Genomic DNA, 13,365 nt, shown 5'->3' with positions numbered 1-13,365 from the left:
GGAGGAATGCATGATGAAAACAACTCACCTCAGGCGTATCGGTATCGTCGCCTTGGCAGGTCTCATTGGCGCGTGTCTGAACGCCGCCACTCCTCGGGCCGCCGAACCCGACAAGGCCGAGATCGATGCCCTGCGTCAATCGCTGTCCAGGTATGAGGACTACAAGGTTGCCATTCGCGAGCTTTATCTATCGACGGTTGGATGCGTCTTCTACAGCGGCGAAAAGGTAGAAGGGGCGATGGACTACCCGAAGGGCGCGATGGGCATCCATTTCGTCAACGTCACGACTATCGGCCCGACCGCGGATCCGACGCGTCCCAATGTGCTGATCTATGAGCCGGTCGGCGGCGACTTGCGCCTGGTCGGCGCGGAATGGCTCGTGCCCTTGACGCCCGACACCAAGGAGCCGCCGAAGCTCTTCGGACAGACGTTCCAGGGACCGATGGAGGGGCATTATCCGCTCATCCCGAAGGAGTTCCACCACTACGATCTTCACGCCTGGCTGTTCAAGGACAACCCGCTCGGAATGTTCAGCCCGACGAACCCGGACGTGAAATGCGACAATTATGCGTTTCCGATGCCGGAGCAGCCCACCAAGATGGTGCCGGGGCCGATGTAACAGCGGCTCAGGCTACGATCCGAGCTTACCAGGAAGGGCAGCCGGACCTCAAAGACGTTATCCCAGAGGACGCTCCTGGGATAACGTCCAACCAAACTCTCGAGGTTCCCCGGAAGAAAACGGTGCCCCCAGCCGGGTCGAACCGGCGACGCGTCGGCAGCCTAGGGCAATTTACCATAGGCGAGATGCCCGGGACGAGGCGGATTGCCGCGCGCATCCATTCTGCGATGGGTCTGGCACTTTCATCGGGAACCTTTCTCAAGGGACATGGTTCCGGATGTGCGGCGAAAGCATGCTGCTCCTATTCCTGCTGTCGCCAAGGAGATTCGCCATGACGCTTCGCGAGTTGTTGGATCAAGTAAAGGACCTGCCACCGGACACCTTGGTCAGTGCCGCCGAAATCGATGAAGCCTTTGGAGTCAATGTTGTTGGCGTTGAAGTCGTCGACGGCGCCAAAATCCAAAGCCGCAAACCAGATGGCACCGAAGCTGTCGAACTCGCAAACGGGACCGAGAAAGTCATCGTCATCCGCTGGTGAAACCATGGAAGTTGCGTTCAACAGCATGATTTTCCTCTCTACTGGGTGGCGCTGAATTGCGAATGCTGGCAGCGCAACGATGGCGCCGATCGCCTATGACTTGGCGGGCATGGCTTGGACGAAAGCCGCCATCTGGCGTTCGAGCGCCTTGAACGCGCTGCCGCGCCAGCTCTCGGCCATGGAGGCCGATTTTGGATCAGGGAAAATTTCCTCCTCCCCCCGCTCCATGCCGTCCAGGATACCTTTCGCGACGCTCTCCGCGGAGCTCTTCGGTATGTCGGCGTCTCTGCTCATGTCGGTGTCTATGGGACCGGACAGGACTGCATGAACGCTCACGCCACGAGCGCCGGCGAGAGCACGTAGCGATTGCGTCATGGAGAACGCGGCAGCCTTCGACAGCGAGTATGACGGAATAATCGGAAACGGAACGAGAGCCGCTTCTGATAGGATGTTAACCACGGCGCCTTGCGAATGCGTGAGCAGCGGCAGGAATGCGTGGGTTACGCCATGCACGCCGAGCAGGTTGACGGCGAGGTGTCGCTCGAGCGCAGCACGATCGCCAAGGTCGTCGTAGAGCCCGATGCCAGCGTTGTTGATGAGGATGTCGAGAGACCCGATCCGCTCGACAGCCGCCCCAATCTGCGCCGCATCGGTCACGTCCAGGATCAGCGACGTGACGCGCCGATCTGCGTGGGCGTGCGGTTTGCGCGCGCCGGCATAGACCCGCTTCGCACCCCGTTTCAATATTTCCTCGACCAGCGCCTTGCCGAGGCCGCGATTGGCCCCGGTCACGAGAACCGCTTTGTCTGTGACTTCCAACCCCCAGATTCGTAGTTCGAATCTCTGAAGAATGTTGGCGCCTCGCCGCGATTCGAACGCGAGGCCTTCGCTTTCGGAGGGCGCATGTGACGTTGCCGATGCCCGAGGAGCCGGGTTTAATTCAAACCGCCTGACTGCCGAATGCCATTGATTTAAGAAGTGGTGCGGGTGGTCGGGCTCGAACCGACACTCCTTTCGGAACTGGATTTTGAATCCAGCGCGTCTACCAATTCCACCACACCCGCATCCAGCCACCAAATCCGTTTCGCGGCCCCTTCAGTGGGGATCCCGCGACTCCGTGTGGCTCCTCGACCGCGTATGCCACAACGTATTCCATGAAGTCCAGAGTGTTTTCGCGACGAATTTCGTGCTATTTGCTCGCTCAAAGCAAAACGAAGTTACCTAGCCGTTTGGCACCAACTCCGTTCATAACCGACGGCGAGCCGCGCATCGCAAGCTCCCAGATCTCGACTAGATCGACAGATTGTCAGAACACCAACAATCTCGTTTTAACACAAACAAACTTGCTGGCGGCGATGACGGCCAGGTTTCTGACATGTTCGCCGTCGATTGATTGGCTTGGAGATTGCATTTTGTTGGCGCCGCCGCGATCTTGTTCGGCTCGTCCTTCCCGGCTGCCACCAAATCAGGAATGGCTCGGCGCGCGGAGCGATTGAGACAGCAACCCGTGGGTTCGACATTATCCAGCTGGTCAAATTGTGGGGCTCGGGATCAACTCACGTGATCCTTCCCTTATGGTCGAACAAAGATGATCGACAATGGGTCACCGTGGCCCGTTCCAGAACGCGCTTTTCACCTGACTCGGCTCCAATCGAGCACCACAAAGGGTTCATCGATCTCTCTGTTGATCAGCGCATTGTAGACGGCGGAGGGATCTCCGGGATGTAGGCTGCGCACGAGGCGATCGAGGGGAACGCGGCCCTCGGACAGCCATTTCAACGCCTTGGCCAAGCCGGAATAGGTGCTGTGCGGCGCGTTGTTGTATCCGTCGTATAGTTCTTCCCACACAAAGCCGCGCGAGAGCAGAGGAACCTCCCACTCCCAGCCGCTGCGTAAGATGACATAGTTGAAGAACACAGCGTGAAGAATCTCGTGGGCGAGCGCACCGGTATGAGGCTTCCACGGCACGCCTACCAGCACGACTTCGCCACGCTTGCGCACCACTTTGCAGCCGTCAAGCACGGCCTGTTCATGTCCCGAGCAATCGATCACCAGCGCGACCTTGCCCGCATAGGCCGGGTCACCAATCGGAACAGCTGAAAGCGTGTCGGCAATGCCTGAGTTGATGGCCTGGACGCGCCGTCGTTCGTCAGGTTCGACAAGGGTCACCTCGTATCCGGAAATTCGACACTGATGTGCCGCCAGATAGCCTACAGGGCCTGCCCCGCAGACGATAACTCTGTCCCCGGGCCGTGCCGCGGTCGTCATCAATGTGGTCATCGATACGCCCATGAGACGGGCAACAACCGCCGTTTCAGGCGACACGCCGTCGGGTAATTTCAGCAGGTAGCGGGCGTCGGTCTTCTGAGTGGAGCGATGCGCGCCCATGCACAGCAGCCTATCGCCCGGATTGATGCCGGAGACGGCCGCCCCGATGTCCTCGGCCTCGAATACGGCCGCGTAACCGGGGCGAACCGGGAAATCGCCGGCATCGGCCCATGCGAGTTCCGTGCCAGGACTGACCAGGGTCGCGAGCGTGCGGCCACGGACCTCGTTCGGCGCAGCCGGCGCATCGTCGTAGTCCAGCAGTTCGAATTTTCGCCTTCCGGTGAAAACGATCTCGCGCCCCATGGCGTCCTCCAGAAGAATCGATAGCGTTGGCGAGGCTCAAGGCCGAATGGCTAGGCCCCTTTGCGTGTCGAAAATGTGCAGTTTGTCAGGATCAAAAACGATGCGAACGCTCTTTTGCCCGTCGTCTGGCCAACGCCGGAATTTGCACCACCATTTCCTGACCGCCGACCTTGACATTGAGGAGCGCCTCGGTGCCCAGATACTCGACGACCTCGATCGCTGCGTCGTAGCCGTTTCCGGGTGTATTGCCGTTCCCCAGGCCGACATCGGATGGGCGCACGCCGATCGTGACGCGCTGCGTCGGCTTCAGGGCGGTGGCCATCACATCAGGCGCCTGTATCCGCAGCGACCCGGAAACCAGCACCGGCTCGCCGTCAGCCGTCTCGACCGTCGCCGGAAGAGGGTTCATCGACGGACTGCCGATAAAGCTCGCGACGAACAGATTATGCGGCTGCGTGAACACCATTTCCGGCGACCCAACCTGCTCGATGTAACCGTCCTTCATGATGACGATCCTGTCGGCGAGGGTCATCGCCTCGATCTGGTCGTGCGTCACATAAAGAACGGTAAGTAGCCGTCGTTCCATGATGGAATCTCTTTTTGCACGGGATTAGACGGGATTGCGCGCAGGTCCGTCGGCATATATCCCGACCCGAGCACCACCGTGTTCGGATGACGGATGCCCCATGTCAGCCTGCGACTTTGGTCAGGCGATGCAGGGCGAAATCGGCGAAATAGTCACCGACGCCTCTCGCCTGGAAGCGCTGCATCGCAGCGCCGTCCATATGGGCGCGCCACTCAGCTTCGCTTTCCCATGTCTCGACGAAGATGCGGATCCGGCCATCATCAAGCGACTGATGCAGTTCGTAGCGCAGGCAGCCGTCTTCGAGCAGCGTCTCTGCGACCAGCTTTTCCTGGGCGGCGCCGAGCGCCGCCTCCTTGCCCGGTTTGGCTGTGGTGATGGCAATGACGGTAAGCGGTGACTGTGACATCGAAAACCTCTCTCAGGCGATGGTGTTGATGAGGCCGCCCTCGGCGCGCAGGGCGGCGCCGTTGGTGGCCGATGAGCGTGGGCTGGCGAGATATGCGACGAGGCTGGCGACCTCTTCCGCTTCCACCATGCGCTGCAGGATCGAAGACGAGCGCGCGGTGGCGAAGAATTCGGCCTCGATTTGCTTGATCGGTGCGGACGGGTCGCCCGCCTGGCTGCGCAGGAAAGTCTCGATGCCGTCCGAACGGGTCGGCCCCGGCATCACCGCGTTGACCGTGACGTTGGTGCCGCGCGTAAGTTGTGCCAACCCGCGCGATATCGAGAGCTGCGCCGTCTTGGTGGTCGCGTAGTGGATCATGTCGGCCGGGACGGCGAGACCGGATTCGCTGGAGATGAAGATGATCCGGCCCCAGCTCCGCTCCAGCATGCCCGGCAGATAGGCGCGAGACAGGCGCACGCCGCTCATCACGTTGATATCGAACAGATGGTTCCAGTCCGCGTCGGTGATATCGCCAAACTGCTTGCTCTCGTAGATGCCAAGATTGTTGACGAGGATATCAATCGCTGGCGCGGCCTTGGCGATGAGGGATGCGCCCTCGGCGCTGGCGGCGTCGGCCAGGATGCCGCTGACGGCCTTGTCGCCTGACGCCTTGACGGTGGCGATCGCCGCATCGAGCTTCGCCCGGTCGCGGCCGGTGATGATGACGATTGCGCCTTCGAGCGCGAGTGCGCGGGCGATTTCGAGCCCGATGCCGGCAGTGGCGCCGGTGACAAGGGCGGTCTTGCCCCTCAGTTGCAGGTCCATGGAACGTCTCCAGATTGTGTCTGGAGGCAATCTATGATTTGAGAGTCAGGAGAACTATTGCCAATACAGGATATGCACCTGTGAATGAAGATCATCAATGCCGCGCATACTGATGGAACGGTCAGGCGAGATGGAGGTGTTCGCCCGCGTGGTGCAGGAGGGCGGCTTCTCCGCGGCGGCGCGCAAGCTCGACATTACACCGTCGGCGGTGAGCAAGCTGATCGCCCGGCTGGAAGCGCGCCTCGGCACGCGCCTTCTGTTGCGCACGACGCGTGCCATCAGGTTGACCGAGGAAGGCGAGGCCTATCATCATGCCGCGCTGAGGATCTTGCAGGATCTGAACGACGCCGATCAGGAGGCGTCTGGCGGGGCGGTTCGGGGGCGGCTGCGGGTCAACACCACGATCCCCTTCGGCACCATGTTCGTTGCCTCGGTTATGCCGGCCTTCCTCGCACGCAACCCCGACCTCGTCGTCGACCTGAGCTTCATGGATGGGATCGTCGATCTCGTCGCGGAGAAGACCGATGTCGCCATCCGCATGGGCAATTTAGCGGACAGCGGTCTGATTGCTAGGAAACTCGGGCACAGCCGGCGCGTCGTATGCGCCGCTCCACACTACATCGCGCGTCATGGCAGGCCTGCGACGCCGGCCGATCTCGAACGCCACGACTGCCTGACATTCAACTTTCGCCGCACCCGGCCATCCTGGCCCTTCCGCTTCGAAGGCAGGGATATCGGCCAATCAGTTACGGGAAGCCTCGTGGTGAACAATGGCGAGACCATGAAGCAGATGGTACTTGCCGGCGCCGGCATTGCACGGCTGGGCCTTTTCCATGTCGCCGCCGAAATAGCCGAGGGAAGGCTCGTGCCACTACTCGAAGATTGCAATCCAGGCGACCTCGAACTGGTCCATGCCATCTATGTCGGCGGCGGACCGCTGCCACACCGCGTACGTGCCTTCATTGAATATATGGTCGAGGTGCTGGACGAAACGCCCCTCCTGAAGGGGATATAGGAGCGGCGCGTCAATATTCGGGTTGTTCAGTCGTGACAGGTCGAAGCCTGATAATCGAGAACGCACCCGATGCTTTCCAGATGCATCAGTGAATCGGCACGGAAGGTTGATCCCTCGGCCCAAAGGCAACAAGTTCGTGACTTTGCTAACAATTTCGCAATCGGGGTGGCGTCAGCATCGGCGGCGATCGTGACTACGCCTGGTTTTCATTTCATTTATGCAAATCAAGGTTTTATGCAGCAAAGGCAAGGGATCAATCTTCCGTGCTGATTCACAAATGGCTTTTTGTACGCCACTGGCGCCGCGAGCAGTTGTAGACGCGGCTCCTATTCTGCACCCAGACAACTTTGCGAGGCTTTAAGGGATGAAGGTCTTATTTGTTAAGTTTGCGACACTCCGTCGCACGGTAGACAAACCCCTTTTTTAGCTTCTGCCACACCTCGAGATCGTCGAGGACGAGAATGGCTACCTTGGTATCGAACATCCGCTCAGGTCCTGTTTTTCATCGGGACGTTAGACCGCCAGCGCTGCTGTTTTTCCCCGGTGCACGTGCGGGAACAGCGGTCGGTAATGCGGCGAAAAGCTCAATGACGTTCGCCAGGCAGACGTCCATGTAGCCCTTCCATTGGCTCTTCACGAACAGAGTTAGCAGAAACTTGGTGAGACGATTCTTCGCCTGGAAGGTGTAGGTCCACTTCACCCGCGTGCCGCCACTAGCCGGTTCGAACCAGAATTGCCCGCGCGCTTCGGTCATGAGGTGCTTCAGCGCAAAGCTCGGATCACTCACCCGATAGGCGAAGTAGGAGGGCCGGTCGTAGTGCGTCAGGCCCTCGTTCGCGGTGCTGCCGTCCGCCAGATGAACGACCCGGTGGGAGCCGGGACGATCCCACGGACCCGAAATGTCCGAGGTCGACGCAACACCGGGCACCATCCCGTAGCCCGTCAGGATCTTAGGCAGGACGTCTTCGGCCGCAACGAAGTCGAAGACGTCCTGGATCGCGTGCGAGATGAACACCTCTCGCGTGACCGCCACTTTCAGCCGTGCGGCGCGGTGAAGATCAGTATCGTCCGTCATGACATTTCTCCCGAATGGTGTGGCCCTAGAGGTAACAGCACTGCAATGGGCGGCAGCCTGCGTTTTTGAACAGACCGTCCGCCCCTGAGACACGAACGAAGCCCTGAATAGGAAGCTCGAGGCTTCGGCGCCTTGCGCAGTCGCGGCTCGGTTTTCGCGCCTCTACTTGAGGACGGGTTGATCGCCGCCAAAGTATCGTCGAAGCGGTCCTCAGCCTCGGCATTGCGCATGAAGTCGACGCCTTCTACCAAGATCTCGCGCGGCGTGGGCGTCTGTTGGAAGAGCGCGATGACCTGATCGGCGAACGTGTCGAGCGGCATGAAGCGCTCGTTCGTCTTCTGGCCGGGGGTCAGGTCCGTTTGCACGGCGGGCGGAACCAGCTCGATGACCTCGATCTTGCCCTTTAGGACGGCACGGAGGGATTCCGTGTAGCTGTGGATGGCAGCCTTGATCGCCGAATAGGTCGGGGCGATCACCAGCGGCACGAAGGCGAGACCCGAGCTGATATTGACGATGACCGCATTGGGCTGGCGGCCCAGATGCTCGATCAGCGCATTGGTCACCCGAATGGGGCCGAGCAGATTGCTGGTGATGGAGGCCTCCGCATCGCTCAGATCGCGGAATTTATCGAGCGGCCCTTCCATGCGCATGATGCCGGCGCTGTTGAACAGCACGTTGACGCTTGGAAAATCGGTGACGAGCTTCTCGGCAAAAGCCGCGACGCTAGCGGCATCGTCCATATCGAGCGTCAGAGCGTGGATATTCGGCCGATCGCCGATCGCCTTCTCCAACGTTTCGATCCGTCGGCCCGCGATGATTACGGTGTTGCCGAGGTCGTGAAAGCGGTGAGCGAGCGCCTCGCCGATCCCCGTTCCACCGCCGGTGATGAGGATGGTGTTTCCGGTCGTCTGCATGGGATTAATCCTTCTGGGTTTGTACGTTTCAAAACAGGTTGTGGGGGCGGCTCTTGCGTGGATGTCGCTGGTGGCGGAACGCGTGGGGACGTGGTCCCGCTGTTCAGTTGTCGAGGGTCAGAGCTTGCCGTCCGCGAGCATCTCGCGGATGCGCTTCAGCGTGGATAGCAGGGCGCTTTCGCATCGCGCGCCTTCAGCTCAAGGCCTTTCCAGGCTTGCTCACGGGTGAGCTTGGTTTCGCCGTCCGGGTTCACCGGAACGGTGGCGGTCGAATAGATCATGGTTTGTCTCCTTGAATGGGGATGCCGTAGCCCGCGGCGATCAAGCCGTGATCTGGGCGGCGTAATCGCGATAGGAGCGCAGCGGACGGCCCAGCAGGGTAGTCAGCCGATCGACATCGCCGGCGTCCGGGACCATGCCGTCTGTGAGGAAGCGCTCGGCCATCAGGCGCATGTCGAGCGCCATCCAGCTCGGCATGAACTGCCGCAGGTTCTGCTCGAACGCCGCGGTGTCATCGCCCGGGTAGACGATCGGGCGCCCGAGGACGTCCGTCCAGATCGTTGCGGCATCGGCGCCCGTCAGCGTGTCCGGGCCGACCAGGTTGATGCGGTTGAGCGGCAGCGGCGTGGCAGACTGCTCGCGGCGGATCAGCTCGATCGCGGCGATCTCGCCGACGTCGCGCGCGTCGATCATGGCGAGGCCCTTGTTACCGATCGGCATGGGGTAGATGCCGTAGACGCTCACCACGTCCTTGATCGTGATGTCGTTGTCCATGAAGTAGGCCGGGCGCAGGATGGTGGCGTTGAGGCCCATCTGTTCGACCATCCGCTCGACGCCGAACTTGCCTGCGAAGTGCGGCACGTTCACGTACACGTCGCTGTGGATCACCGAGAGGTATACGATCCGCTCGATCTTGACCTGGCGGGCAACGGCCAGCGCGACCAGCGCCTGGGTGTATTCGTCTGCCACTACTGCGTTCAGCAGGAACAGCGTGGACACGCCCGAGAAGGCGCTGCGCAGCGCGTCGACGTCGAGCAGGTCGCCTTGGACGACGTCGACGCTGGCCGGGAAACTCGCCTTGGACGGGTCGCGGACCAGAGCGCGCACATCGGCGCCACGGTTCACGAGTTGTTCGACGACGTTGCGGCCGACATTGCCGGTCGCGCCGGTTACGAGGATGGTCATGGGGATCACTCCGATTTGGGGGCAAAAGACACCCTGTAAATTAGTGATCCACATTCATGGCAATAGACGTTATATTTGGACAGACCGTCTCACGAGTGGAACAAATGGATCTACTTGCTCTCGCTGACTTTAACCTTGTTGCCCGGCACGGCGGGTTCGGACGGGCCGCGCGGGCCGCAGCGCGTCCGAAAGCAACCCTGTTCCGGCGTGTCGCGGAACTGGAAGCCAGCCTCAACCTGCGCCTGTTCGAGCGCGGGGGTCGCGCGCTGAAGCTCACCGAGGAAGGACGGGCGCTCTACGAGCGGACGGGGGCGCTGCTTACCGAGCTCGACGAAACCGCGGCGGCGATCGCCTCGGGTGGGGACCGGCCGCAAGGCCGATTGCGCATCAGTGCACCACTGCTCTTCTCGCAGATTGCAATGGGAAAGCTCGCCGCTGAGTTCGCGGTCAAATACCCAGAAGTGAGGCTGGAAATCACGACCGAAGATCGAGCAGTCGACATGGTAGAGGAAACGTACGACTTGGTGATCCGGGTCAATCCGGAGCCAGATGAAAGTCTTGTCGGACGCATCTTTTTGCGCGACCGGCTGGTGGCTGTGGCGAGTCCGGCCGTGACGCGGCCAAGGGGTAATGTGGTTGTCCCGGCCGTGGTGCGCGGCGCGGGCGATCAGAGTGCTGTCTGGGATTTGACGACATCAGCGGGAAGATCGCGCGTCGCTGTGGATACGATCCTGCGCCTGTCATCAATGATCATGGTGCGCGATGCGGTTCGCGTTGGCGCCGGCGCCGCTCGCCTTCCAATTTCACTCGTAAGTCACGACTTGGCTGCTGGCACACTCGTGCACTGGGGTGATGTGGACGGACCAGAAATAGCCCTATGGACGCTCTATCCGTCACGGCGGCTTTTGAGCGCTCGCGTGTCGGCTTTCCTCGAACATTTGAAGGAAGCTTTTCCGAAGGGAACGCCTGACGAACTGGCGGCCTATATCGGGGCATAAGGCGGCTAACCCTGCCGACGGTCTACGGCACTTGGTGAAACCGCGAAGCAAAGGGGTTCTTGGGAAACTAAGATTTAGGTGACTCGTTGCACCGTTCCGGCGAGTGGCCGTCATTGTTCAAGCGATTAAGCAACGCTTGTATGGCCGGAATGATCACAAACACCATTGCCAGCACGATGACCGGCACGATCACAAGATGGCGCTGCCATATCGGCCAGTTCTCGGCCGACCCCTGCATCAGGTAACTTAGCGCTGTCACAAGTGGATAGACAGCCGCGAACACCAATACGCAGAAGATCAATCGCCAATTTTATACGAATATAACATGCGGGACTCCGTGATTTCTGACCGGAAGCCAGCGTCGTCAGTAATCTGCACTCGGACGTGCCCGAAAGCGGTCGTACCAAGCGTCGAGACGCGGATGAGAATTTCCGAATAGCAGGTCGAACCTCTCGCGTGCTGTCTGAAAGATCGTGAAAGTCGTAAAGTCCGCGATCGTCGGCTCAGCACCAGCTAGGAAAGCGTTCTCCCCGATCTCCTTCTCCAGCACATCGAGAAGTTCCGATACATAGCGATGCGTGCGATCCGCCATCTCCTGGGAAGGAACCGGCTCTTTTGCTGGAAAGGCGTCGGTCCGGTTCCAGAGCCACAACTGACCGCGCGCAATCAGATCATTGCCAAGCCGTTCAAGAGACCGCACCCGTGCACGGGACAGCGGGTCCGAGCCAATCATCGGCCTGTCGGGATAGAGTTCCTCCAGATACTCGACGATCGCCGCCGACTCTGTGATCGCAAGACCTGAGTCGGTCACCAGGATCGGGGCCCGGCCCGCCGGGTTGATGTTCACGTAACGGGCGGAGCGGTGTTCACCGTTCGCATAATCGAGTTCGTAGCGCGGGACGTCGATCCCCTTTTCCGCCAGGTAAATGATGACCCGTCGAGGGTTTGTACCCTTCCGAAACTGATACAGCAGCATTGTTCCAACCATCTCGCAGTTCGATGGTTACGAATGTATACTGTTGCAGAAGCCCGCGGAAGACAGCACATTTCTGTACTTGGGGCACACGGAGGATACTTATGGTCAACACAATCCATGGTCGCAACTACGAGGAAACAGAGCTAGGACCGCGGCTGAAGCCCTGCGCGCCCCACAGCGTATGTTGACCGTGACGCTCCGAAACTTGGAGAGGGATGGTTTCCTTGTCCGACACTACTTTCCGGAGGTTCCACCGCGCGTTGAGTACGAGCTTACCGACATGGGCTCGAGCCTGTTGCCAGCCTTGGAGGGCTTCACCAGCTGGATAAGGGAGCACTGGCCTCTCATCGAAGACGCACGCCGCACCTTCGATGAAGAACATCATCCTCGGGCAGCAGGGAGTTAGTTCGGAAGCCCCACGGCCCGCCAACACATCCCTCAAATCGACCTGTCCAAGCCGGCAAGGAAGGGCGAACTCCGCCAACCTAATCGCCGGCCTTGGCTGGGAACATATGCCATTGCCGATCGTCGCTGATGAACTCGTAGCGGAACAGCTTGTTCAGATCCTGCTGGAAGGACCTAGACGCGGCCTTTTATCGATGCAGGCCATTTACAAGGCCGACAGCCTTCCTGGTCGGGCCGCTCGTTGGTTGCTTGACCGCATCCGCTCCCCTGCGAACATGCGGTTGCGCGAATGGGCCGGGCTGAGAGCGTAGCGTCTACATTGAAATTTGCAGTTCGACGCAGCGCGATGAGGGCTCCGATTCCGGCCCACGAAACCCTCATGCTCGGACAGTCAAGGCCTCAGACTTGCGCCAGGCCACCATCGACGAACACCTCGCCGCCAGTCATGAAACTGCTGTCCGACGACGCTAGAAACGCGGCGACCGCTCCCGTCTCCGACGGGTCGCCCATGCGGCCGAGCACGGTCGACGCGCCCATCGCGGCAATCCCTTCCTCACCCAAGACTTCGAGCGCCAGCTCGGTCGTGGTCGGCCCGGGGACAGCACATTAATACGGATGCCCGTGCCGCGCAGATCCAGCGCCCAGCTACGGGCCAGATTGCGGATCGCGGCCTTGGTCGCGCTGTAGATACTGAACGCCGGCGTCCCCATCACCCCCGTGCTGGAGCCGGTCAGAATGATCGACGCCCCATCAGTCATCAGCGGCAGGGCCTTCTGCACGGTAAAGATCGTCCCCTTCACATTGATGTCGAAGATCTGGTCGTAGTGCTTGAGCGTAATTTCGCCGAGCGATGCGAACGAGCCGGTCCCGGCGTTGGCAAACAGGATGTCGAGACTGCCGCGTTCGGCCTTCACCGTCTCGTACAGCCGGTCGAGGTCGGACAAATCGGTAACCGAGCCCTGAACGGCGCGCACCGAGGACCCTAACTGCGCCACGGCAGCGTCGAGCGTCTCCTGCCGTCGTCCGAAGATGTAGACGAACGCGCCTTCGTCGATGAACCGCTTGGCAGCCCCGAGTCCGATGCCGCTTCCGCCGCCCGTTATCACTGCCGTCTTACCTTGTAGCCTGCTCATGGTGTGCTCCTTCATTGAGGTTGCACTAAGCTGGCGGCACACCCACCTATTGACAAGTATGCACCTTTTGGTAAGTATCT

Annotated in this window: 16 protein-coding genes, 1 tRNA gene and 2 pseudogenes; 6 read left to right on the top strand and 13 right to left on the bottom strand. The window is 60.4% G+C overall.

What is annotated here, in order from left to right:
* Positions 1-10 precede the first annotated feature (10 nt).
* Both NKJ08_RS05120 and NKJ08_RS05115 read left to right on the top strand, forming a co-directional pair.
* A complete protein-coding gene (locus tag NKJ08_RS05120; RefSeq protein ID WP_352780375.1) occupies positions 11-619 on the top strand; it encodes a hypothetical protein in 609 nt (202 codons plus the stop codon).
* A 331-nt stretch (positions 620-950) separates the two neighbouring features.
* Complete coding sequence (locus NKJ08_RS05115; RefSeq protein WP_352524988.1) at positions 951-1,157, top strand: sugar phosphorylase; 207 nt, start codon at positions 951-953, stop codon at positions 1,155-1,157.
* Between the two features lie 93 nt (positions 1,158-1,250).
* Here NKJ08_RS05115 and NKJ08_RS05110 read toward each other — a convergent pair whose 3' ends face one another.
* The 6 genes from NKJ08_RS05110 to NKJ08_RS05085 all read right to left on the bottom strand — a co-directional run bounded on the left by NKJ08_RS05110 (position 1,251) and on the right by NKJ08_RS05085 (position 5,584).
* Positions 1,251-1,976 carry an SDR family NAD(P)-dependent oxidoreductase gene (locus NKJ08_RS05110; protein WP_352781511.1) on the bottom strand — a complete coding sequence of 242 codons (726 nt, stop codon included), beginning with the start codon at positions 1,974-1,976 and terminating at the stop codon, positions 1,251-1,253.
* A gap of 160 nt (positions 1,977-2,136) precedes the next feature.
* Positions 2,137-2,221: transfer RNA gene (locus NKJ08_RS05105), tRNA-Leu, on the bottom strand.
* Positions 2,222-2,789: 568 nt separating this feature from the next.
* On the bottom strand, positions 2,790-3,788 hold the full coding sequence (locus tag NKJ08_RS05100; RefSeq protein ID WP_352524985.1) for a zinc-binding dehydrogenase: 999 nt from the start codon (positions 3,786-3,788) through the stop codon (positions 2,790-2,792).
* A gap of 91 nt (positions 3,789-3,879) precedes the next feature.
* Complete coding sequence (locus tag NKJ08_RS05095) at positions 3,880-4,320, bottom strand: TOBE domain-containing protein (protein WP_352524983.1); 441 nt, start codon at positions 4,318-4,320, stop codon at positions 3,880-3,882.
* Between the two features lie 157 nt (positions 4,321-4,477).
* Positions 4,478-4,780 (bottom strand): putative quinol monooxygenase, encoded by a 303-nt coding sequence (locus NKJ08_RS05090; protein WP_352524982.1) that lies wholly within the window; start codon positions 4,778-4,780, stop codon positions 4,478-4,480.
* A 12-nt stretch (positions 4,781-4,792) separates the two neighbouring features.
* Positions 4,793-5,584, bottom strand: a complete 792-nt coding sequence (locus NKJ08_RS05085; RefSeq protein WP_352780373.1) for an SDR family NAD(P)-dependent oxidoreductase — start codon at positions 5,582-5,584, stop codon at positions 4,793-4,795.
* A gap of 97 nt (positions 5,585-5,681) precedes the next feature.
* On the opposite strand from NKJ08_RS05085, the gene NKJ08_RS05080 reads away from it, so the two are divergent.
* Complete coding sequence (locus tag NKJ08_RS05080; RefSeq protein ID WP_352781510.1) at positions 5,682-6,599, top strand: LysR family transcriptional regulator; 918 nt, start codon at positions 5,682-5,684, stop codon at positions 6,597-6,599.
* Positions 6,600-7,101: 502 nt separating this feature from the next.
* Here NKJ08_RS05080 and NKJ08_RS05075 read toward each other — a convergent pair.
* From NKJ08_RS05075 to NKJ08_RS05060, 4 genes and pseudogenes are all read right to left on the bottom strand, one after another.
* Positions 7,102-7,674, bottom strand: coding sequence for an SRPBCC family protein (locus NKJ08_RS05075; RefSeq protein ID WP_352780371.1), 573 nt, complete (start codon positions 7,672-7,674; stop codon positions 7,102-7,104).
* Entirely contained in the window at positions 7,671-8,588 is a 918-nt protein-coding gene (locus tag NKJ08_RS05070; RefSeq protein ID WP_502900773.1) for an SDR family oxidoreductase, read from the bottom strand. The genes NKJ08_RS05075 and NKJ08_RS05070 overlap by 4 nt, the downstream gene beginning before the upstream one ends.
* Before the next feature lie 176 nt (positions 8,589-8,764).
* Positions 8,765-8,869: pseudogene (locus NKJ08_RS05065) on the bottom strand (AtaL-like protein); the annotation flags it as partial.
* A 40-nt stretch (positions 8,870-8,909) separates the two neighbouring features.
* Positions 8,910-9,773 carry an SDR family oxidoreductase gene (locus NKJ08_RS05060; RefSeq protein ID WP_352532257.1) on the bottom strand — a complete coding sequence of 288 codons (864 nt, stop codon included), beginning with the start codon at positions 9,771-9,773 and terminating at the stop codon, positions 8,910-8,912.
* Between the two features lie 104 nt (positions 9,774-9,877).
* Here NKJ08_RS05060 and NKJ08_RS05055 point away from each other — a divergent pair, with 104 nt between their 5' ends.
* The gene (locus NKJ08_RS05055) at positions 9,878-10,771 is read left to right on the top strand and encodes a LysR family transcriptional regulator (RefSeq protein ID WP_352781527.1); all 894 of its coding nucleotides are present in this window, start codon (positions 9,878-9,880) and stop codon (positions 10,769-10,771) included.
* 67 nt (positions 10,772-10,838) lie between these two features.
* Here NKJ08_RS05055 and NKJ08_RS38970 read toward each other — a convergent pair whose 3' ends face one another.
* The gene (locus NKJ08_RS38970) at positions 10,839-11,054 is read right to left on the bottom strand and encodes a hypothetical protein (RefSeq protein ID WP_502896227.1); all 216 of its coding nucleotides are present in this window, start codon (positions 11,052-11,054) and stop codon (positions 10,839-10,841) included.
* A gap of 81 nt (positions 11,055-11,135) precedes the next feature.
* Positions 11,136-11,747 carry a glutathione S-transferase family protein gene (locus NKJ08_RS05050; RefSeq protein ID WP_352532253.1) on the bottom strand — a complete coding sequence of 204 codons (612 nt, stop codon included), beginning with the start codon at positions 11,745-11,747 and terminating at the stop codon, positions 11,136-11,138.
* Positions 11,748-11,928: 181 nt separating this feature from the next.
* On the opposite strand from NKJ08_RS05050, the gene NKJ08_RS05045 reads away from it, so the two are divergent.
* Positions 11,929-12,153, top strand: coding sequence for a winged helix-turn-helix transcriptional regulator (locus NKJ08_RS05045; protein ID WP_352532251.1), 225 nt, complete (start codon positions 11,929-11,931; stop codon positions 12,151-12,153).
* A complete protein-coding gene (locus tag NKJ08_RS05040) occupies positions 12,119-12,463 on the top strand; it encodes a type 2 periplasmic-binding domain-containing protein (RefSeq protein ID WP_352532249.1) in 345 nt (114 codons plus the stop codon). Before NKJ08_RS05045 ends, NKJ08_RS05040 begins: the two co-directional genes overlap by 35 nt.
* Before the next feature lie 88 nt (positions 12,464-12,551).
* On the opposite strand, the pseudogene NKJ08_RS05035 reads toward NKJ08_RS05040, so the two are convergent.
* Positions 12,552-13,285 (bottom strand): annotated as a pseudogene (locus tag NKJ08_RS05035) (SDR family NAD(P)-dependent oxidoreductase).
* Positions 13,286-13,365: the final 80 nt, after the last annotated feature.

The sequence above is a fragment of the Mesorhizobium sp. M0244 genome (assembly GCF_040321795.1).
Taxonomy (GTDB): domain Bacteria; phylum Pseudomonadota; class Alphaproteobacteria; order Rhizobiales; family Rhizobiaceae; genus Mesorhizobium.
Note: the sequence above shows the minus strand (reverse complement) of the source record. Positions and strands in the feature narration are given on the sequence as shown.